19 protein-coding genes are annotated in these 20769 nt (G+C 72.5%); 6 read left to right on the forward strand and 13 right to left on the reverse strand.

All coding sequences use genetic code 11. The annotated features are described in order from the left end of the window. Window positions 1–10: 10 nt before the first annotated feature. Window positions 11–1252 carry an RNA polymerase sigma factor gene (locus ACFWV3_RS21645; RefSeq protein ID WP_382413207.1) on the reverse strand — a complete coding sequence of 414 codons (1242 nt, stop codon included), beginning with the start codon at window positions 1250–1252 and terminating at the stop codon, window positions 11–13. Beyond that, window positions 1249–1605: a YciI family protein gene (locus tag ACFWV3_RS21650; protein WP_382413208.1), complete on the reverse strand. Its 357-nt coding sequence runs from the start codon at window positions 1603–1605 to the stop codon at window positions 1249–1251. Before ACFWV3_RS21650 ends, ACFWV3_RS21645 begins: the two co-directional genes overlap by 4 nt. A 136-nt stretch (window positions 1606–1741) precedes the next feature. Between ACFWV3_RS21650 and ACFWV3_RS21655 the strand changes: the two genes are divergently transcribed. After that, window positions 1742–2923, forward strand: coding sequence for a fumarylacetoacetate hydrolase family protein (locus ACFWV3_RS21655; RefSeq protein ID WP_382413209.1), 1182 nt, complete (start codon window positions 1742–1744; stop codon window positions 2921–2923). A gap of 9 nt (window positions 2924–2932) precedes the next feature. Here ACFWV3_RS21655 and ACFWV3_RS21660 read toward each other — a convergent pair whose 3' ends face one another. Next, entirely contained in the window at window positions 2933–4252 is a 1320-nt protein-coding gene (locus ACFWV3_RS21660) for a sodium:proton exchanger (protein WP_382413210.1), read from the reverse strand. A 166-nt stretch (window positions 4253–4418) separates the two neighbouring features. On the opposite strand from ACFWV3_RS21660, the gene ACFWV3_RS21665 reads away from it, so the two are divergent. Continuing rightward, window positions 4419–5198: an isocitrate lyase/phosphoenolpyruvate mutase family protein gene (locus ACFWV3_RS21665; RefSeq protein ID WP_382413211.1), complete on the forward strand. Its 780-nt coding sequence runs from the start codon at window positions 4419–4421 to the stop codon at window positions 5196–5198. A 50-nt stretch (window positions 5199–5248) separates the two neighbouring features. Here ACFWV3_RS21665 and ACFWV3_RS21670 read toward each other — a convergent pair whose 3' ends face one another. The 4 genes from ACFWV3_RS21670 to ACFWV3_RS21685 form a co-directional block, all read right to left on the reverse strand. Beyond that, complete coding sequence (locus ACFWV3_RS21670; protein WP_382413212.1) at window positions 5249–5680, reverse strand: SRPBCC family protein; 432 nt, start codon at window positions 5678–5680, stop codon at window positions 5249–5251. A gap of 130 nt (window positions 5681–5810) precedes the next feature. Then, window positions 5811–6272 (reverse strand): hypothetical protein, encoded by a 462-nt coding sequence (locus tag ACFWV3_RS21675; protein ID WP_382413213.1) that lies wholly within the window; start codon window positions 6270–6272, stop codon window positions 5811–5813. A 32-nt stretch (window positions 6273–6304) separates the two neighbouring features. Beyond that, window positions 6305–8398, reverse strand: a complete 2094-nt coding sequence (locus tag ACFWV3_RS21680; protein WP_382413214.1) for a putative bifunctional diguanylate cyclase/phosphodiesterase — start codon at window positions 8396–8398, stop codon at window positions 6305–6307. 155 nt (window positions 8399–8553) lie between these two features. After that, window positions 8554–9030, reverse strand: coding sequence for an SRPBCC domain-containing protein (locus ACFWV3_RS21685; protein WP_382413215.1), 477 nt, complete (start codon window positions 9028–9030; stop codon window positions 8554–8556). An 80-nt stretch (window positions 9031–9110) separates the two neighbouring features. On the opposite strand from ACFWV3_RS21685, the gene ACFWV3_RS21690 reads away from it, so the two are divergent. After that, entirely contained in the window at window positions 9111–9797 is a 687-nt protein-coding gene (locus tag ACFWV3_RS21690) for a TetR family transcriptional regulator (RefSeq protein ID WP_382413216.1), read from the forward strand. Here ACFWV3_RS21690 and ACFWV3_RS21695 read toward each other — a convergent pair. Next, window positions 9772–10734, reverse strand: coding sequence for an SMP-30/gluconolactonase/LRE family protein (locus ACFWV3_RS21695; RefSeq protein WP_382413217.1), 963 nt, complete (start codon window positions 10732–10734; stop codon window positions 9772–9774). The two genes, ACFWV3_RS21690 and ACFWV3_RS21695, sit on opposite strands and share 26 nt — an antisense overlap. A 181-nt stretch (window positions 10735–10915) precedes the next feature. Between ACFWV3_RS21695 and ACFWV3_RS21700 the strand changes: the two genes are divergently transcribed. Then, on the forward strand, window positions 10916–11845 hold the full coding sequence (locus tag ACFWV3_RS21700; protein ID WP_382413218.1) for a helix-turn-helix domain-containing protein: 930 nt from the start codon (window positions 10916–10918) through the stop codon (window positions 11843–11845). Here the strand turns inward: ACFWV3_RS21700 and ACFWV3_RS21705 are convergent. After that, entirely contained in the window at window positions 11764–12645 is an 882-nt protein-coding gene (locus ACFWV3_RS21705) for a cyclase family protein (RefSeq protein ID WP_382413219.1), read from the reverse strand. The genes ACFWV3_RS21700 and ACFWV3_RS21705 overlap by 82 nt on opposite strands. 128 nt (window positions 12646–12773) lie before the next feature. On the opposite strand from ACFWV3_RS21705, the gene ACFWV3_RS21710 reads away from it, so the two are divergent. Together ACFWV3_RS21710 and ACFWV3_RS21715 are read left to right on the forward strand one after the other, a co-directional pair. Beyond that, window positions 12774–14744 (forward strand): ATP-binding protein, encoded by a 1971-nt coding sequence (locus ACFWV3_RS21710; RefSeq protein WP_382413220.1) that lies wholly within the window; start codon window positions 12774–12776, stop codon window positions 14742–14744. 92 nt (window positions 14745–14836) lie between these two features. Further along, a complete protein-coding gene (locus ACFWV3_RS21715; RefSeq protein WP_382413221.1) occupies window positions 14837–16888 on the forward strand; it encodes an ANTAR domain-containing protein in 2052 nt (683 codons plus the stop codon). 10 nt (window positions 16889–16898) lie between these two features. Here ACFWV3_RS21715 and ACFWV3_RS21720 read toward each other — a convergent pair whose 3' ends face one another. The 4 genes from ACFWV3_RS21720 to ACFWV3_RS21735 all read right to left on the reverse strand — a co-directional run bounded on the left by ACFWV3_RS21720 (window position 16899) and on the right by ACFWV3_RS21735 (window position 20711). Beyond that, complete coding sequence (locus ACFWV3_RS21720) at window positions 16899–17516, reverse strand: TetR/AcrR family transcriptional regulator (RefSeq protein ID WP_382413222.1); 618 nt, start codon at window positions 17514–17516, stop codon at window positions 16899–16901. Between the two features lie 159 nt (window positions 17517–17675). Further along, window positions 17676–18677 carry a helix-turn-helix domain-containing protein gene (locus tag ACFWV3_RS21725; protein WP_382413223.1) on the reverse strand — a complete coding sequence of 334 codons (1002 nt, stop codon included), beginning with the start codon at window positions 18675–18677 and terminating at the stop codon, window positions 17676–17678. A gap of 25 nt (window positions 18678–18702) precedes the next feature. Further along, window positions 18703–19995, reverse strand: a complete 1293-nt coding sequence (locus tag ACFWV3_RS21730; protein ID WP_382413224.1) for an alpha/beta fold hydrolase — start codon at window positions 19993–19995, stop codon at window positions 18703–18705. Between the two features lie 131 nt (window positions 19996–20126). After that, window positions 20127–20711: a TetR/AcrR family transcriptional regulator gene (locus ACFWV3_RS21735; protein WP_382413225.1), complete on the reverse strand. Its 585-nt coding sequence runs from the start codon at window positions 20709–20711 to the stop codon at window positions 20127–20129. Between the last annotated feature and the right edge of the window lie 58 nt (window positions 20712–20769).

Genomic DNA, 20769 nt, shown 5'->3' on the forward strand with positions numbered 1-20769 from the left:
TGACCCCGGTTCACAGGTTCCGCGTGACCTCGGACAGCCGCTCCGCGAGGAACGCGCGTTCGGCCTCGTTGTCGGTGAGGGCGAGCGCCTCCTCGTAGGCCGTGGCGGCCTGCGGCCAGTTCTCCAGCTGCCGCAGGAAGTCCGCGCGGGCGGCACTGAGGTAGCCGTAGGTCGCCAGGGCCGGGTCGGCCAGCAACGGCGCCAGCGCGTCCAGACCGGCCGGTGGCCCGTCGCGCAATCCGATCGCGACGGCGCGGTTGAGCTCGACGACGGGCGACGGCCACAGCCGCACCAGCACGTCGTAGAGGTCGACGATCTCCTCCCAGTCGGTCTCGGCCCAGCTCGGCGCCTCCGCGTGCAGGGCGGCGATCGCGGCCTGGAGGGCGTACCGGGTCGGTGGCCACCGCCGCAGGGCCTCGGTCAGCAACGCCTTGCCCTCGGCGACGAGCCGCCGGTCCCAGCGCGAACGGTCCTGTTCGGACAGCAGCAACAGGCGCCCGTCGGCGTCCGTCCGGGTGTCCTGACGTGCCGCGGTGAGCAACAGCAGCGCGAGCAGGGCGCCGGTCTCCGCGTTGGCCGGCATGAGCAGGTGCAGCAGGCGGGCCAGCCGGACGGCGCTGTCCGTCAGGTCGCGGCGCACCAGGCCGGCGCCGAACGGAGCGGTGTGCCCGGTGGTGAAGATGAGGTGCACGACCTCCAGGACCGCGCCGACCCGTTCCCCGAGCTGGTCCGGGCCCGGCACCCGGTAGGGGATGCGGGCCGCGGTGATCTTCTTCTTGGCACGGGTGACGCGGGCCGCCATCGTCGCCGGGGGCACCAGGAACGCCCTGGCGACCTCCGGCGTGGACAGCCCGCAGACCAGGCGCAGCGTCAACGCCACCCTGGCCTCCGGCGACAGCGCGGGGTGGGTGCAGGTGAAGATCAGCCGGAGCCGGTCGTCGTTCACCACGTCCTCGGGTCCCGGCACCGTCTCGTCCGCGACCAGCAACGGCATCCTGCGCCGGAACACCGAGTCCCGGCGCAGGACGTCGAGGGCGCGGTTGCGGGCGGTGGTCGTCAGCCAGGCGCCCGGCCGGTCCGGGATGCCCGTCGCGGCCCACGTGTCCAGGGCCTGCGCGTACGCGTCCTGGGCGCATTCCTCTGCCAGGTCGAGATCCCTGGTGAGCTGCGCGGTGGTGCCGAGCACCCTGGTCCAGTCGCGGCGGTAGGCCTCGGCCACCGCCGCGGCGACCGCGTCCCCCGTGCCGGTCACGCGCGTTCGACCACGGGGCGGATCTCCAGGCCGCTGTGCGTGTAGTTCAGCTCCGGCAGCAGCCCGGCCAGCTCCAGCACCTCGTCCAGGTCGCCGGCCTGGAGCAGGTAGTAGCCGCCGAGCCCCTCCTTGGTCTCCAGGAACGGACCGTCGGTGGTGTGGACCCGGCCGTCCGCGTCCGCGCGCAGCGACGTGGCCACGGGAGCCGACTCGAGCTGCCGACCGTCGAGGACGCGAGTGCCCGCCTTCGCCACGAACGCCGCGTGGCCGGCGTGGTGCGCCTTCCACTGCTCGTCGGTCATCGCGTCCCACTGCTCGGCGTCGCCGTAGATGAGGATCATGTACTTGGCCATGTCTGCAACCCCTCGGGTGTGGGCCCCCTCGGTGGGTGGCCTCTACCCTAACGACGTGTCGGGCGGGCGGCGGATCGACAACCACCGCCCACGACTTCTCGAGCTGGTTCTGCGGTGCGAGCAGGAAGGCTTTCCCTTGGGGTTCTCACTCAACGCTGCCGACGTCCTCCCCCGTGACGCCGCGGACGCCACCCTCGTCGCAAGGGTCTTCGACCCGGCCGCGGGCGGCCCGTCCGTGGTCGCGGTCCGCGGCGACGAGGTCGTCGACCTGTCGCGGGTGGCGCCGACGGTGACGGCGCTGCTCGAACGGCCGGACGCCGTGGAGATCGTCAAGAACCACCCCGGCGGCACGTCGTGGCCGCTCGCGGAGGTGGTGGCCGCCACGACGACCCCGAGCGGCACCGTTCCGCGGTTGCTCGCGCCGGTCGACCTGCAGGTGCTCAAGGCCGCCGGCGTGACGTTCGTCCGCAGCATGCTCGAGCGGGTCATCGAGGAGCGGGCCGACGGCGATCCCGCGCGGGCCGAGGAGGTGCGGCGGAAGGTGGGCGCGATCGTCCAGGGCCACATCTCCCACCTGCGGCCGGGGTCCGCGGAGGCTGCGGAGGTGAAGCGGGTGCTGCAGGCGGAGGGCCTGTGGTCGCAGTACCTGGAGGTCGGCATCGGCCCGGACCCGGAGATCTTCACCAAGGCGCCGGTGCTCTCGGCGGTGGGGCCGGGAGCCGACATCGGCGTGCTCGCCCGCTCGGCCTGGAACAACCCCGAACCCGAGCTGGTCCTCGTGGTGGACTCGCGCGGCACCCCGATCGGCGCGACGCTCGGCAACGACGTCAACCTGCGCGACTTCGAGGGCCGCAGCGCGCTCCTGCTGACCGAGGCGAAGGACAACAACGCCTCCTGCGCCATCGGGCCGTTCCTGCGGCTGTTCGACGACACCTTCACCCTGGCCGACGCCAAGGCCACCGAGATCGCCCTCGACATCACCGGCCCCGACGGGTTCGAGCTGCACGGCGTGAACCCGGTCTCCGAGATCAGCCGGGAGCTGGAGGACCTGGTGTCCCACGCCTTCGGCGCGCACCACCGCTACCCCGACGGCTTCGTGCTGTTCACGGGCACGATGTTCGCCCCGACCGAGGACCGGGACCAGCCCGGCGAGGGGTTCACCCACAAGGTCGGGGACGTCGTGCGCATCTCGTCGCCGCGGCTGGGCGCGTTGACGAACGTCGTGAACACGGCCGAGGACGCGGAAGACTGGACGTTCGGCATCACCGCGCTGATGGAGAACCTCGCCGCGCGCGGTCTGCTGGGTCCGCGGCCCTGACCGGGTTCGTCACGACGGCCGGTCGGCGAGCTCGCTGAACGGGGTCGCCACGCCGTCGCGTGCGGTGCGTACACCGATCTTCCAGCGGCGGGCGAGCTGGGCGATCGCCATGACCACGTACAGACCGGACAAGGCGAGGATCACGACGCGGTTGGTGTCGTCGGGCAGCGTCACGCTCGCGACGAACTGGGCCGCGAACAACGTGAACAAGGTCGCCGCGCCCGCCGTGGTGATCCCGAGGTCGGCCAGGATGCTCACCGCGAACAGCGACTGGGCCGCGGTGATCAGCAGTTCCAGGCGCTGGTGCCCGTCCAGCGGCAGGCCGTGGACGCTGCCGCTGGAGATGGCGAACACCACCGGGATCGTGCCGACCAGCAGCGTCCACTGGTTGACCTTGCTGGACAACAGGGTGCCCAGCGAGTCCGAGGCCATCAGCCGCGCGGCGTAGAGGCAGGCCACGATCAGCTCCGGCGACTCGCTCGCGAGCGGCGCCACCCACTGGACGAGCAGGAACTCGTCGACGCCCAGGCTCTTGCCGGTGTCGACGAGGTTCTGCGCGAAGTGCTCCGCCGTCGCGAGGATGACCAGGCCGGCGAACGCGAACATCCCGACCACCCACCACCGCCGCGGCCTGCGCTCGCGGCGGCCCACCCACTCCGACACCCCGAGCAGCTTCGGCTCCTCCACCGGCGCCTTGGACAGCCGCCACACGTAGGCGCCGAAGATCGCCAGGAACACCACCGCGTCGACGATCGTCAGCGAGGTCCGCAGCGGCAGGCTCAACGAGTACAGGGTCGCCAGGCCGAGGAACACGACCTCGACCGACATCACCGGGGCGAGCTCGATCCGCCCGCTGTGGGTCGACCGGCTCTCGCGGTGAGCCCTGCGCACGGCGAGAGCGCCCACCAGCACGACGAGCGGCCAGCCGAACCCGACCAGCACCCGGTTGGCGCCGGTCATGTTCGCCAGGGCGAGCGAGCACGGGTCCGGTTCGCCCGGCGGCGGCACGCAGCTCCCCTGCTGCGCGAACTCCTGACCGGCCTGGAACGTGAACACCAGGTCGACCGCGTACTCCGGCAGCACCGCCACCAGCGCGAGCACGGCGATGGCGAGACCCGCGCTGACGTCGACCTGCGCCGCCTCGGCCGCCCAGGCCAGCACGAACGCCGCGCCGACGATCGCGATGCCGAACACGGCCGCGGCCAGGGGCGGGGCGACGTCGGGGTGCGGCAGCCCCAGGTAGTCCGCGGCTCCCAGGTACGTGCCGGGAAGCGCCGCCCCGGCCGCGAACAGCAGCCGGGCGGGCACACCGCGCCGAGTGACGGGCAAGGGGGAAGCACCTCCACGTCGGGGACGACCCCACCGCAGTACCCCGAAACCCGTCGTCCCTACCGCCCCGGCGGGGTGACAGCCGCCGGAACCGCTCGGTTGCGGTCGCGTGCGGACAGGAGTTCGATCATCACCGAACGGGTGGACCGGCAACCGAAAGGCCGACATGACCTCCACGGCAGACAAGGCGGCACGTCTCCAGGCACTGCACGCGGCGCCGGAGTTGTTGCTCGTCGTGAACGTGTGGGACGCGATCACCGCGAAGGTGGTCGCCGAGACGCCCGGCACGCGGGCGCTCGCCACGCCGAGCCACGGCATCGCGGCCTCCCGCGGCTACCCGGACGGCGAGAAGATCCCCCGCGACGAGATGATCGCCGAGGTGGCGCTCATCGTGCGGGTGGCAGGCGACCTGCCGGTCACCGCCGACCTGGAGGGCGGCTACGGCGATCCGGGCGGCACCATCGCGAGGGCCATCGACGCCGGTGCGGCGGGCGCCAACCTCGAGGACCAGATGAAGCCGCTCGACGAGTCGGTGCGCGCCGTCGAGGCCGCCGTGGCCGCCGCGCAGGCCGCCGGCGTCGACTTCGTGCTGAACGCCCGCACCGACGCGTTCGTCAAGGCGGGCGACCGCGACCCCGAGGACGTGCTGGCGGACGCGATCACCCGCGGCCGCGCCTACCTCGACGCCGGCGCCTCGAACGTCTTCGTGCCGGGCAGGCTCGACGTCGCCCAGGTCGAGCGGCTGGTCGAGGCGCTGGGTGAGCGCAAGGTCAACCTGATCGGCATCCCCGGCTCCATCCCCCTGGCCACGGCCCAGAAGCTCGGCGTCTCGCGGGTGTCCTACGGCCCGTGGAGCCAGAACGTCGCCCTCACCGCCCTGGCCAAGCTCGCCGAGGACGTCTACGCGGGCGGCGGACTGCCCGAGGACACGCGCAAGCTGAACTGACTTCTCGCGGCCCGGCCGGCATCACACGGTCACGCCGGCCGGGCGTCGCGTCAGAGCCTGTCGAGCACCTCGGTCAGCTGCTTCTCGGTGTCGTTGCCGAGCTTCTCGAACACCACCTTGCCCAGCGGCGCCGCGAGCTTCGCCGCGCCCTTGAGCTCGAGGTCGTTGGTGTAGGTGATGCTCGACCCGGTGCCGTCCGGCGTGACCTCGATGGTCTCCGTCGAGGTGGCGGTGTCGTTGCGGCCCACCAGCACGATCCGGTCGCCGGCGAGCTGTTCGAGGGTGTAGGTCAGCTCGGTGGTGATGCCCGCGATCTTCGAGGTGTTGTGCCAGCTCGACCCGACCCGGACCGGCCCGCTGTCCTCGCGGACGCAGCGCTCGGTGCCGGGATCCCACTGCTCGGCGTTGCCGAAGTCGGCCAGGTAGGGCACCACGACCTCCGGCGAGGCGGCGACGGTGAACGTGCGGGACACGGTGGTCATCGGCGGGTCCTTTCCACGGGTACAGCACCGAATACCCGTTCGGGCTCCGGCGACACCTGTGGTGACCGTCCACACGTGCCACCCGGCCGCCCAGTCCACAGTGGACCCCTTCGCGGTGCGGTGCGGCGAGTCACCCGGCGTTCAGCCGCTGCTCCAACTGTTCCAGGCCGCCCCTGATGAGCCGCCCGTAGTCGTCGTCGCCCAGCGCACCGATCGTGTCCCTGGCCCGCTGCAGGTGCTCGTGGGCGCGGTCGAGCTCGCCCAGCTTGTGGTAGCAGTCGGCCACGTTGAGGTGCAGTGACGGGTACAGGCCGGCCACCGACAGCGGCACGCCGGCCTGGCCAGCCCGCTCGTCGGTCACCAGGTCGGCGGCGGCCAGTGCGCGCAGGTCCCAGACCAGCTCCTCGCGCACGTCGTCCTGCACGTCGGCCATCGAGTGGGCGAGGACGCACACGTGCAGCGGGTCGCCCTGCTCGCCGTTGATGTCGTCCCAGATCTGGGCGAAGAGGTCGCGGGCCGCGTCGCGCTGACCGCGGTGGTGGTGCAGCTCGACGCCTTCGCCGATGCGGGTCAGGGTCGGGTCGGTGATCATCGGTGGTTCTCCTGGTTGGACGGGAACACGGCTCAGCGGCGGGGAAACGTGGCGTACGACCGCGCGTCCCAGCCGTCCGCGTCGACCGGCTTGCCGAACAGGTAGCCCTGCGCGTACGCGCAACCGGCCTCCCGCAGCCAGTCCGCCTGGGCCGGGGTCTCGATCCCCTCGGCGACGGTGCGCGCGCCGAGGACGTCGGCCAGGGCGATGATGCAGCGGATCACGCCCTCGGTGCGGCCGTTGTGGCCGAGGGCGCCGGTGAAGGTGCGGTCGATCTTCACGATGTCGAACGGGTAGCGCTGCAGGTAGCTGAGTGACGAGTAGCCGGTGCCGAAGTCGTCCAGCGCGACCCGCACGCCCGCGTCGCGCACGGCCACCAGGCTGCGCATCGCGGGCTCGTCGGCCCAGACGCTCTCGGTCACCTCGACGGTCAGCCTGCCCGGCTCCAGGCCCGTTCTGGCGAGCACGCGTTCCAGCCGCGGCAGGAAGCCGGCGGTCGACAGCTCGCGGGTGGAGACGTTCACTGTCACGCCCAGCGCGCGCCCTTCGGAGTGCCAGCGGACGGCTTGGTGGCACGCGGCTTCGAGCACCTTCTCGCCCAGCGGCACGATGAGGCCGGTCTCCTCGGCCAGGCCGATGAACGCGTCGGGGCCCAGCAGGCCGGCGCCGGGGCGTTCCCAGCGCACCAACGCCTCCGCGCTCGTGGCCACGCCCGTCGCGAGGTCGACGATCGGCTGGTAGTGGACGACGAGCTGGCCGTCCTCGATCGCGGTGCGCAGGTCGGCCTTGTCCCGTTGCCGGGCGAGGGCCTGCTCCCCCATCTCGCGCTGGAACAGGCGGAACCGGTTGCCGCCCTCCCGCTTCGCCACGTACATCGCCGTGTCGGCGTCGCGGAGCAGGTCGGCGACGCCCGCACCGGCCTCGGCGACGGCGGCGCCGATGCTCGTGCCGAACGGTTCCGGGGCGTCGTTCAGCTTGCGCAGCACGGACTTCGCCAGCCGCACGGTGTCGCGGACGTCGAAACCCGGTGCCAGCACGGCGAACTCGTCGCCGCCGAGCCGACCGGCGATCGCGTCGACGGTCAGTGCGGACCGCAGACGGGCCGCCACGGCCTGGAGGTAGTGGTCGCCCGCCTCGTGGCCGTCGGCGTCGTTGACGTCCTTGAACCTGTCCAGGTCCACGACGAGCAGCCCGGCCGTCGGGCCGGTGTCCAGTGCCTCCCGGACGAGGTGCAGGAAGTGCGCGCGGCTGGCGAGTCCGGTCAGCTCGTCGCGCTCCGCCCTGTCGCGCAACGCTTCTTCCCACAGCCGGCGCCTGCTCACGTCCACGGCGGCGACGACCGCGTGGTCGGGACCGTCCTCCTGCTCGACCGGGCCGGTGTGCAGGGACAGCACCAGGCCGTCGCGCGGTTCCACCTCGACGGGGCCGTCCACGGACGTGCAGCCGTGGCGGCACCGGGTGATCGGGTCGCCGTGCGGGCACGGCACGGTGCTCGTCCCGTCGAGAGGCTCGTCCCAGCCGAACATCTCACGGGCCCGGAGGTTGTGCAGCCGGGGCGCTCCCGTTTCGTCGAGCAGAGCGAGCCCGACCGGGGTCGCCTGCAGCAGCGCCGCGACGGTGCGGCGGGCGGTCTCCTTCGCCTTCACGGCGCGCACGGTCTCGTGCAGCGCGAACGTCCCGATCACCAGCCCCAGCAAGGGCATGACCTCGGCCATCAGCACGTCGCCGTCGACCCGCTCGGCGCGCGACAGCACGACGCCCAGCCCCGCCAGGTAGCCGGCCAGGCTCGGGAGCGACTTCAGCGGGTACCGCCAGGGACCGCCGTGCAGCGCGCGCCTGGTGGTCGTGCCGAACAGGAACGCGAGCACCGGCTGCGCGACGGGGAGCAGCACCGCCGCTCCTGCCGTGACAACGCCTTCGGCGACCGCGACCGGCCAGCTGTCGTGCCGGGGCCGCACCCACCACGAGCCGACCAGCAGCAGGACCGCTGCGGCGAGGACGAACCGGACCGCACCGTTCGCGGCGAACAGCAGGTTGCCGGTCAGCGCCGCACCGCCCAGCAACGCGAACACGGTGGTGAGCAGGCGGACCGCGCGCAGGGGGTCACGGCTTTCCGGCCCGTTCACCAGCCCCGTTGCCGTTGCGCTGGAACGGTGCGACCGTGCCACGCCTGATGCCCCCACGTGTTCGAGATGAGTCGGCGGTCAAGCTCGACGAAAGATGCACTATGTGGCGAGCAGGAGCCGCCGTACAACCGCCGTTCGGGTGCGGGGCGAGGACCTCACCGGGGTTGCGGCGTCGTGCCCGGTCGCAGCGCGCCGTTCTCGTCCAGTTCGGCGAGCAGCGCGGGCAGTCCGACGGTGAGCATCTTGGTCCTGACCGAGCCGAGCACCTTGGCCATGAAGAACCCGCCGACACCGGCGAAACCCGTGTGGTGGTAGGTGAAGCGGGTTCCCCCGGCCATCGGTTCGAGCTGGTAGCGGACCTCACTGGGCACCTCACCCCGCGCACCGACCCAGGTGTAGCGCAACAACTCCCGCTCACGCACCTCCAGCACCTCGCAGTCGACGATCCCCCGCCAGCCGGGCATCGGCCTGGCGACGAACTGAAAGCGGTTTCCCACGACGGGCCGGAACCCGACGGCCCGCGCACCCTTGCCGGTCGAGGTCCAGTACGGGATCAGGTCCGGGTCGGTCATGGCCCGCCACACCTGCACGGGTGAGTACGGGTAGTCGCGCACGATGCGGATCTCGGACACGACGCCTCCTTCCATAAAACTTCTGTCGCTGTAAAATTACAGTAGCAGCAGTTTTCGTACGGCTGAAGTAGGGTGGTCGAGTGGGGACAACGGGAACCGGCCCGCCGGTGGCCGAGGGGCTGCGCGAGCGCAAGAAGCTCGCGATGCGGCGGCAGCTGGCCGACACCGCCACGCGGATGTTCCTCGAGCGCGGGTTCGACGCCGTCCGGGTGGCCGACGTCGGTGAGGCGTGCGGGGTGTCCGAGAAGACCGTCTTCAACTACTTCCCCAGCAAGGAAGCGCTGCTCCTGGACCGGCTCGAGGAGACGGCCGGCGCCGTGCGCGCGCACCTGTCGGCCCCGGACCTCCCGCCGGTCGCCGCGATGCTGACGATCCTCGACCACGAGCTCCGCGGACTGGCCGCGGCGCTCGGTGCCGAGCCCGACCAGGACCGCGCGCTCGAGCGGTACCAGCGGTTCGGCGACCTGATCAGGAGCACCCCGGCGCTGCGGGCCTACCGCAACGACGCCACCGACCGGTTCACCGACGTCGCCGCCGAGGCGCTCGCCGCCCGGACCGGGCTGCGGCCGGACGACCCCGAACCCCAGATCGTCGCGACCGCCCTGCTCGGCCTGTGGCGGGTCCAGTTCCGCGCCCTGCGGGCCCACCTGCGACCCGGTCGCCCCCTGCCGGAGGCCGTCGACGCCGTGGCCCAGGAGGTCCGCCGCGCCGCGCGGCTGGTCGAGGACGGGCTGGCCACGTTCAGATCCGCACCCGCACGACCGTGAACGGCAGGTGCGGCTCGGTGACCTGGAACTGGAAGTTGACCACCAGCAGGTCGTCGCCGTCGAACGCCGCCGTCGACGGGACGTCCATGCCCCGGCCGTTGATCCGGCGCTGCACCGCGGCCCGCGCGTAGTCGTCGCTGAGCTCCAGGACGCTGATCTCCCCTTCCGGGTGGAAGAGACTGGTGACGCTGTAGAGCTTCCCGGCGCGCAACAGCAGCCCGTCGGAGCCGATGTCGGTGACTCCGCCCAGGTCGACCGGGACGACGGCGCCGGTTCTGGTGCTGATGCGGTAGAACGCCTGGGAGTTGGTGTCCGCCATCAGCACGTAGCGGCCGTCCGGCGTCACGACGAGACCGTTGCCGTTGAAGCCGTCGTCGTACTTCACCGCGGTGCCGGTGAAGTCCACCGCCGTCCGGAGTGGCTGGTCGACCTCTCGGCTCGCCAGCTGAGCCGCGGTGATCCGGTAGAGGACCGGGCGGAACGAGTCCGTGACGTAGGCGTCCCCGTTCGGCGCGATGGCGACGTCGTTGACGAGACCGTCCCGCGCGCCGGAGTCGAAGACGTGCAGCAGCTCGCCGGTCCGGGTGGCGTAGACGAAGACCTTGCCGGTGGCGCCGCCCGCGACCACCAGGCGGCCGTGGGCGATCTTCATGCCGACCGCGGTGGTGCGGCCGTGCTGCCCGCCGGGCAGGAAGACCTGAAGGCGCGGCTGGTCGATCCGGCCCCGCCAGATCGTGCCGTCGGTCGTCCCGCCGACGTAGAAGTAGGGACTGCCGGGCTCACGGGCGATGCCTTCCGGGTACGCCTGGTCCCCCGGCACCACGTAGCGACTGACGCGCCGGCCGTCGTGGGCGTCGGCAGGCAGGCCGGACGCGGACGTGACCAGCACGGCGAGGAGGCCGCCGCTCAGCAGGCGGCGGGCACGAGCAGTGAACACGGTGGTGCTCCAGGATCGTCGGAAAGTTCATCAGGGGCGGACGGGGACCTCGAGGTTCTCGCGGTCGGCCGTCGAACGACCTCCATGCAAGTGCCCGGGCCCGAGGAGCGGCAGGGCCGGTTCATCGGGGGGAGAACCTCGACCCCCCTTGCGACCGGGCGGCCTCCCTAGACTGGGCGACGTGAGCGACCACCTGTCCGGGAACCGTGCGGACGTGCGCGAGTTCCTGATCAGCAGGCGCGCCAGGATCAGCCCGGACGAGGCCGGGCTGCCCGTCTCGGGACGGCGCCGCGTGCAGGGGCTGCGACGGGAGGAGGTCGCGCTGCTCGCGGGGGTCAGCGTCGACTGGTACACCCGCCTGGAGAAGGGGCACATCGGCGGGGTCTCGCGGGAGGTGCTCGACGCCGTCGCGCGGGTGCTGCGGCTCGACGACGAGGAACGGATCTACCTCGTCGACCTGGCCGACGCCGCACGTCCTGGCCGCCGCGTCCGGGCGCGAGCGCGCGAGCTGCCGCCGACCGTCCAGTGGTTGCTCGACAGCATGACGCTGTCCGCGGCGATGCTCACCGACGAACACCAGGACGTGCTGGCCACCAACGCGCTCTCCCGCGCCCTCTACGCTCCGCTGTTCACCAGCGCCACCACTATCGAGAGCGGGCGGGCGAACCTCGTGCGCTACCACTTCCTCGATCCCGGCGCCCGCGACTTCTACGGCGACTGGGACGAGACGGCGGACGTGCTCGTGGCGGTCGTGCGCACCGAGGCGGGCCGCAACCCGCACGACGTGCGGACCCGTGAGCTCGTCGAGGAGCTGACCACCGCCAGCGCCGGCTTCCGGGCGCGGTGGCACACGCACAACGTGCTCCTGCACGTCCAGGGGACGAAGGTATTCCGGCACCCGGAGGCCGGGCGGCTGACCCTGCGCTACCACGCGCTCGACCTGCCGGTCTCCGCCGCCGAGACCCGGCACCTGTGCGTCTGCACGGCCGAGCCCGGCTCGGCCGACGAGGACCGGCTGACGGCTCTGGGTCAGAACACGGCGAGCGGGTTCACCGGCAGCCCGGTGGTGCCGAGGATGCGGGGAACCGCGGCCACGAACAGGAACGTGTGACGGCCCTGCTCCGCGCAGACCGAGACCAGTTCCTCGCACTGGGCGCCGTCCACCAGCACCAGGCCGAGACGCAGTAGCCCCAACCGGTGCAGGGCGCCCGGTACGTCGTCCTTCACCGGCGGGGACGCGTCGCCGATGTCTCCGGCGTAGATAGAGATCCCGTGGTCGTGCATCCACCGGACCGCACCCGAGGTCATCCCCGGCAACGCCCGTCCGTGGTCGGGAACCCGGTCCCAGCCCGCCCGCACCACCAGGGCGTCACCGGACTCCACCACGACGCCCGCCCGTGCTGCCGCGTCGTCCAGATCGCCGGCCGTGACCGCGTGCCCGTCGGCCAGCTTGCCGCCCGGTGCCAGGTCCAGCAGCACACCGCGGGTCACGATCCCACCGGCGAACACGTCCGCGGCGCCGTGCTTCACCCCGGCGGGCCCGGAGCTCTCGGCCTGGGCGATCCCGGGGTACACCTGCCCGTCGGCGACCATGTGCGACACCGCGTCCAGGTGCGTGACCTCGGGGTGGTGCGTCGTGACGAGCATCAGCTCGGCCATCGCCATCGGCGGCGCGCCGGTGAACGACATGATCGTCTGCACGCCCGTGGTGTCCGCCTGCAGGGCGGCCGCCGGCCCGCCCATCAGCGGCGCCGTCGGGGTCTTGCGGGCCAGCGACACCGACACCCCCGTGCGCACCTGCGCGGCACCGCGGGCGCGGGCCTGCGCGGTGATCAGGTTGACGGTGCCGAGCTGGTCGGCATCCCCCCAACGTCCCCAGTTGGTCGGGAACTCGGCAGGGCTCTGGTCCATGATGGCTTCCTTCGACACTCGGGACGACTGCACCAAGATCGTCACCGCCCGCGCCGCGGACCGGCAGCCCAGCCGCTGCCCATCCGGTGCCCATCTCAACTGGCACCGGCTTGGTTACTGTCGGGTGCATGCCCTCACTCGGACACACCCTGCGGGAGCTGCGGCGGCGGTCCTTCACCGGTCGTGACGACGAGGTCGCCGCCTTCCGGGACGCGCTGGGCGGCCCCGGTGTGGTGTTCGTGCACGGGCCGGGCGGGGTGGGCAAGAGCGCGTTGCTCGACGTCTTCGCCGACGTGGCCGCGGAGAAGGGGGTCGAGCCGGTCCGGGTCGACGCCCGCCACCTGACGCTGGGCCGCGGCGCGCTGCCCGTGCCCGAGGGGCCCTCGATCCTCTTCCTCGACACCTACGAGCTGCTGGAGCCGATCGACGACTGGGTCCGCGAGCGGTACCTGCCGTCGCTGCCGGAGTCGTGCCTGGTGGTGATCGCCGGACGCCGCGGCCCTGGACCGCGGTGGCGGGCGGACCCGGCCTGGCGGACGGTGATGACGGTCGTCCCGCTCGGCAACCTGTCACCGGACGAGGGCCGTGCCTACCTGCGCGCCCAGGAGGTGCCGGAGGAGGCGCACGAGCGGCTGCTGAAGATCAGCAGCGGTCACCCCCTCACCCTGTCGATGGCGGTGGACGCCGTGCGCCGCGGACTCGCGCCGCGCACCCTGGCGGACCTGCCCGGCGGGGCGGGTGCGTTGCTGGCGCAGCTGGTCGGCGAGGTGCCGAGCCCCCGCCATCGCACGGCGCTGGAGGTGTGCGCGCTGGTGCTCGTCACGACGGAGGACCTGCTGCGGTCGATGGCCGGCGACGACACCGGGGAGCTGTTCGCCTGGCTGCGGGCGCAGGTGTTCGTCGACGAGTCCCCGTACGGCCTGTACCCGCACGACGTGGTCCGCGACGCGATCGTGGCCGACCTGCGCTGGCGCGACCCCGGCCGGCACGCCGACCTCTACCGCAGGAAGCTGGCCGTGTTCCACGACCAGGTCAGGGCGACGCCGACCGAACGGGAGCGGCTGGACCTGATGGTCATGACGGTCGTGTTGAACGGCGCCCGGTCCCGGTTCACCGCCCTGGCGTCGCTGCCACCGCCGATGCGGACCCACGCCGACGGGCTGCGCGACACCGACCGCCCGGCGATCATCGCCATGACCGCCCGGTGGCGGGGATCCCGCCAGGCCGACCTGGTGGCGCACTGGCTGGAGCGCCGGCCGGAGGCCTTCCGCGTCTTCCGCACCGAGTCGGGCGACCCGCGCGGCTACGGCGCGTGCCTGGACCTGACCGAGGCCGACCTCGGTGCCGACCCCGGCGTGGACGCGATGTGGGACCACACCGCGCGGCACGGCCCGCCGCGCGCCGGTGACCGGGTGCGCGCGTGGCGCTTCTTCCTCGACCGCGACCACGGCCAGCGCCCGTCCCCGTCGCTGACGCTGTTCGTCGCGTGGCAGATGCTGGACATCATCCTGATCGACGACGACACGGCGTGGAGCCTCGTGGGCGCGTTCGACGACGGCGAGCTGTGGGCACCGGCCATGGAGTCCCTCGGTTTCCTGGCCGCGGGCGGCTACACCGTCGACGGGTCGACGTACCCGGTGTTCGCGCACGACTGGTGCCGGACCGGCGTCGAGGAGTACACGGATCTGTTGCACGCCAAGCAGTTGGGCCATCCGCTCCCCGGCACGGCGACGCTGTCCCGGCCCGAGTTCGCCGAGGCCGTCCGGTCGGCCCTGCGCGTCCTGCACTCGCCGGAGCTGCTCCGGTCCCACCCGCTGCTGCGGTCGCGAATGGTCAGGCGGCACGGGCGCGCACCCGCCGAGTCCTTGCGGGACCTGCTCGACGACGCCGCCGCCCTGCTGAAGCCGGACCTCGGCGTGCTGATCGACCGCACGTTCCTGCGGCCGGTCGGGGTGCAGGAGCGGGTCGCGGAGTCGTTGCACCTGTCGTTCAACACCTACCGGCGACACCGGGACAAAGCGGTCGCACAGCTGACCGAACTGCTGTGGGAGCGCGAGACGAACGGGGCCGGCCGGAGCGGCGCGCCGGTGCGCTCCTAAGTCGACAACGGCCCTCGTGTGCAGCATGCTGGGGCACTCGTTGAGAACCCAGCGGTGGTGAGGAGAGCGCACGCACTGAGGGGAACGGGCGGATGCGGCACGTGGAGATCAGCGCACAACGGATCGGCACGGTGCTCGTGCTCGCGGTTCCCGACGTGCGGTACGACTCGCTCTCCCTCGCCGAGGCGCTGCACGCCGCGGCCCCGCCCGCGCCCGCTCACGTCGTGCTCGACCTGCGGCAGATCACCCTGCTGGCCGTGGCGGTGGCGCGGGCCGTCATGGAGTTCGCCGGGGCGGTCGTGCGGCACGGCGGTGCGTGTTCGTTGCTCATGGGGTCGTCGAGCCACGCGGCGGACGCGGTGCTGGACCTCTTCGACCCGCGGCACTCCATCTCGCGGCACAAGACGTTCGGCAAGGCGGTCGCGGACGGGGCGGGCTCGGCGTCCACGACGGACGCGGGGTTCGGGTCTGCGGTGAACGTGCTGGCGTTCGACAGCACCGACCTGGAGGTCACCGAGGAGTTCCTCAGCGCCTCCTACGCCCCGATGCGGATCGGCAGCACCACCGGTGCCTCCGGCGCGCACATCACCAGGGCCGCGACGGACTTCGTCAGCGTCGACCGGCTCGACATGGCGTTCGAGATGAGCTACGACGTGCAGCCGCTGGGCCAGATCTGCCTGTGCGACATCCACGACGGGACGGTCGAGGGGCACCGCGTGGACGGCTGGCGGGAGGCCGAGTCGTTCGGCGCCGGTCAGCTGTTCTCCTTCTCCCCGCCGGACCGCGGCTACTCCGGCCGCATCTGCCGAGCCCGCTACGACATCACGATGTTCGACCCCGCTCTGCTGGAGCAGGTCGCGGGAGAACCGGTGAGGCTGCTCAACCACCACCCCGTCGACGCGTCCAGCGCCGAGCACGTCCGCCGCGCGATCGCGCACCTGCGGGACGACGTGCTCGCCGTCGCCGGGATCGGCGACAACGAGCTGATCGTCGCCACCGCGACGCAGTACCTCGCCACCGCGGTGCTGAACGCCTTCCCCACCACCGCGTCCGGGCGCGCGCCCGACCTCGCCGGTCGCGACCTGCACCTCGGCGTGCTGCGGCGCGCGGTCGCGTTCATCGAGGCCAACGCCGACCGCCCCATCGCGCTCGCCGACGTCGCCGCCGCCGCTCGGGTGTCACCGCGGGCCGTGGAGCAGGCGTTCCGGCACCACCTCGGCACGACCCCGATGGCGCACCTGCGGCGCGTGCGGCTCGACAGCGCCCGTGCCGAGCTGCGCGTGTCCGGCACCGACGACACCGCGATCGACCGGATCGCGAAGCGCTGGGGCTACCTCCGGCCCGCCGCGTTCGCCTCGCACTACCGCGCCACCTACGGCGTGACGCCCGAGCAGACCCTCCACGACGACGAACCCGCCCGGCGCACACGTCGTCCCGCGGTGGACCAGCTCACCGACGCGGTGCTCGGCCAGTTCGGGGCGCTCACCGGCGCGTTGCTGGGCGCGGCGACGGCCGAGGACGCGCTGGCGCACCTCGTCCACACCGCCCGTGAGGTCATCCCCGGCGCCGAACTGGTGACCGTCACCCTGCGCGCGCCAGACGGCGGACTCACCACGACGGCATCGACCGGCGCCGCCGGGCTCGACCAGGTCCAGGAGGCCACCGGGAAAGGGCCTTGCCTCGACGTCACCGGCTCCGGTGGGCCGGCGCAGGCCTTCAGCGACGACCTGACCGCGGAACCGCGCTGGCCGGAGTTCGCGGCGGCCGCGGCCGCACAGGGCCAACGCGCGCTCCTCTGCACGGCCCTGCACGACAACGAGGGCGCGCTGACCGTCTACTCGGACCGCACCGACGGGCTGTCCACTTCGGACTCCCAGATGGTGGTGCTGCTGGCCACGCACGGCTCCCTCGCCCTCGCCCACGCGCGCCTGGCCGAGCTGGACGAACGGCGGCAGGGCGAGCTGCGCCGGGCGATCGAGAGCAGGGACGTCATCGGTCAGGCCAAGGGAATCCTGATGCACCAGAAGGGCATCAGCGCCGACGAGGCCTTCGACGTGCTGCGCAGGACGTCGCAGCACCTCAACACGAAGCTGATCGAGATAGCCCGCACCGTCACGGCACGCCACAGCGAGCTCGACGAGTAGCCGCTTCCCGTCAGCCGCGATCCGTCGCGTACGAACGCACGTAGGCCATCGCCGCGTTCATCGCCGCTTCGAGCGGCTCGGCGGTGCGGAGGGTGCGGGACATCAGCACGCCGCCCTGCAGTGCCGCGAGGAGCGCGAACGCCAGTGCGTCGAGGTCGGCGTCGGCGCGCAGCTCCTGCCGGTCGCGCATGACGCGAAGCCCGTTGAGCAGGAGGTCGCGCCAGCGCAGGAACCCGGTGGCGAGGTCCTCGCGCGACTCCTCGTCGGCGGCGAGCTCACCCGCCAGCGTGCCGAGGCTGCACTCGCCCTGGTCGCCGGTCGCCCGCTGGTGCTCGACCGCGGCGTCGGCCCACGCCTGCAACGCCTCGAAGCCGTCCAGCGCGGTGATCCGCGGGCTCTCCACCGCCGAGTCGGCCTGCCGGGTGATGACGGCGCGGATCAGCGCCTGCCTGCTGTCGAAGTAGTGGTACAGCTGGGATCCGCTCACACCGGCCGCGGCGCGGACGTCCTCGATGCCCGTGCCCGCCACCCCGCGCACGGCGATGAGTCCCGTCGCGGCGTCGATGATCCGGTCACGGGTGGCCCGCCCCTTCGGGGTCAGGCGGCGTGTCCTGGTCGGCTCGCTCACGATCGACACCCTACCCCAGAGTGGGTTGCACAATCCATTTTCCCGCCGACGTGCTCATCCACGGCCGCGACCGCCATGGCCGACCGCGGCTGCGGCGTCCCACACGGCGCCCCGCCGGCCTGAGCCGAACGAAGCACTTTCCCCTTGCCCGCAGGGAGATCAGGAGCTGACCCCGGTGTGCCGCCGGCGGTAGTGCGACGGCGGTTCCCCGTAGACCCGGCGGAACAGCTCGCTGAAGTGCGACGGGCTCTCGAACCCCCAGCGCTGTCCCACGGCGGCGACCGAGAGGTGGGTCAGCGCGGCGTCGGCGAGGTCGCGGGCGCAGTTCGTGAGCCGTCGCCTGCGGATGTAGGCGCCGATGGTCTCGCCGCTGTCCTGGAACAACGCGTGCACGTACCGGACCGACACGTGGTGCGCGTTCGCCACGGCCACGGGTCCGAGTGCGGGGGCGTCGAGGTGCCGTTCGACGTAGTCGAGCATCTCGACGCGGCGCGGCGACATCGTGCGGGCCGACGTGAGGCCCCGGTCGTCGAACCACGAGCGCGTCACGGAGCCGACCAGGTCCACCGCGGTGAGCATCATCCGGCCGCGTGAAGCGGGCCTGGCCTCGTCGATCGCGCCGTTCATCCACCTCAGGTACTCCCCCAGCGCGACGACCGGGCCGCAGGCAGGCCGGGTGAGGTCGCGCACCGTCAGGTCGTCCACGGTTCCGGCGGGGAGGTCGAGCAGGTGGCCGGGAACGTGCAGCGACACGGCCCTGAACCCCTCCCCGAACACGACGGACGCCGTCCGGTGCGCGGCGTAGACGGCGAGTCCGCCCGGCGCGAGCGTGACGGACCGTCCGTCCTGGTCGATGACGCCTTCCCCGCTGATCTGGTGGCAGAAGATGTACTCCGCCGGAACGTCGGCGGCGTCGCGGCCGGTCGTGCCCCGCGACGGGCTGGCGGCGATGTCGGACAGCAGGACGTCCACCGCGCCGCGGGTCGTCATGGTGCCGGAGAACCGTCCGGCGCCCTGCCGCAGGAGCTCGAGGTCGACGAGCGTCTCCCCGATCACCTCCTCCCACTCGGCGGGGCCGGCGTCCGCCTTGGCGACCCGGCCCGTGCCGCGGGCGATCGACATCCGCACGTGGCCGCGCAGGCCCGCCGAGATCCCGGTCATCGGACTCCTCACCGAACCCGCCGCGTCACCGGCCGCGGGCGTACCTGTCGAGGAACGAGCGCAACACGTCGACATAGGCTTCACGTCCCGCGAACGACGCGTGCACGGCGTGGGGCGCCCCCTCGACATTGTGGCACTCGACCCCGGGGTGGAGCTGCCGCAGCTGCTCGGCGTGCGCGGTTCCGAACACCGCGCCGGACTCGGCGTCCCCGCCGATGATCGTGACCGGGACGCGCGGTGGTGCCTCGCGGTCGGTGGCCGCGACCATGGTGGAGTCGATCGCGGCCTCCACCACCCCGCAGTCGCGTGCGAGCGTGCCCTCGGTGAGCACCCGCACGTTGTCCGGGTGGTACAGATCGCTCCAGACCAGGCCCTGCCCGAGCGGGGTGCGGCCGAACTCGGCCACGGCGTCGTCCACGCTCGGCCTCCGCGCCGCCCAGCCCCTCTCCTGTTCGAGGGTGCGGCGCAGGAGCTCCGGGATGGGGCCGCCGGGCACGTGGATCTCCTCGAAGAACAGGGGCGGGTCCTCCAGCAGCGCCGCGCGGACGAGGTCGGGACGCCGCTGCGCGAGCAGCCAGCCCACCACTCCCCCGAGCGAGAAGCCGACGAGGACGACGGGCGCGCCGATCTCCTCGATCACCCTGACCGTGTCGTCGTAGTAGTGCTGAAGGTCGTACGTGCCTTCCAGGTGCCCGGACCTGCCGTGCCCGCGGAAGTCGTAGGTGACGACCTCGTGGCCCTCGACCACGTCGGCCGGGAGCCAGTCGTAGGTCCGCCGGCTCGACACGACACCGTGCAGGAACAAGACCCGCGCGCCCGGTCCCCCGCCGCGGACGTGCACGTCGAGCCGGACGCCGTCCGCGGTCAGCACGCCGATGGAGCTCCCGTCGAGGGGGCGTTCACCCGGCTCCTGCCCGGCGAGCTCCAGCACCTCCCAGTGCTCGGCGACGCGGCCCGCCTCGACCCGGAAGACCTCCATGGTGTGGCTCCACTCGTCGTCCGGCCGTTGCCGTCCGCGTCCTTGCAGGAACACGTACTCGCGATCCGCGAGCACGCGGTCCAGGGCGATCTCGGTGTCGGGGAACGACTCCCGGAAGCCCTTCAGGAAGGCGCGGAAACCCTCCAGGTCCCCTGGGCTGACGCTGCTCGCGTGGTCGCGGTAGCCGGCGGAGTAGAACGGGGAGAGATCTTCCTCGACGCCCGACGTGATGGCGTCGTAGGCGCGCAGCACCAGGTCGACGTTGTCCCGTTCGGCAGCGGTCAGACCGTCGTGCCGCGCGTCGTCCAGCTCGTGACCGGACAGGGGGATGAGTCGCATGTCCCGCACACACCTTTCGAGTCATGGCGCCGGTCGCGGTGCGGCCGGCGTCTCATGATCGAACCTAGGAACGATCGCCCGGCCCCGGTGTCGGGCGAGCGCACAGTTCCTGTCCCGTGCGCGCACACCCGCTACGGCCCGCCCACCGCGCGCAGCAACCGGTCGACCAGCGCGTCGGCGTAGCCGGACGGGAACGGCTCCGCGCCGAACAGGACCCGGACGTAGATCGGCGCCAGCACGTGGTCGAGCACGTCCGCGACCTCGAGCGACGGCTCACCGCGATCCCGCGCGCGGTCGAGCATCACCCGCATCTGGCGGGAGCGTTCGGCCAGGAAGGTCTCCTTGGCCTGCTCGCCACTGCTGCCCGCCGCGGACAACGCGACCACCAGCCGCAGCACCGCGAGGCCGTTCGGGCCGGTGACGTCCTGCACCACCTTGCCCGCGTAGGCGCGCAGGTCGCCGGCCAGGGTTCCGGTGTCGGGCACGGGCGACTCGGTGGTCAGCCAGTGCAACGCGACGTCGATGGTCAGGGCTTCGACGTTGCCCCAGCGGCGGTAGATGCTCGTGTCGGCCACGCCCGCGCGCGCGGCGACCTCGCTGACGGTGAAGCCCCCGTACCCGCGTTCGGCGACCAGGTCGGTGACGGCCTGGTGCACCGCGGCACGAAGACGGGCGCTGCGGCCGCCGGGGCGCCGGACCTTCTCTCGCTCCTCCACGAGCCCATCTTAACGCAGCTCACACTTGCGTTTGGCACGCCGGCCGCCCTACGGTTCA

The organism is Lentzea sp. NPDC059081, assembly GCF_042738015.1.
Taxonomy (GTDB): Bacteria; Actinomycetota; Actinomycetes; order Mycobacteriales; family Pseudonocardiaceae; genus Lentzea.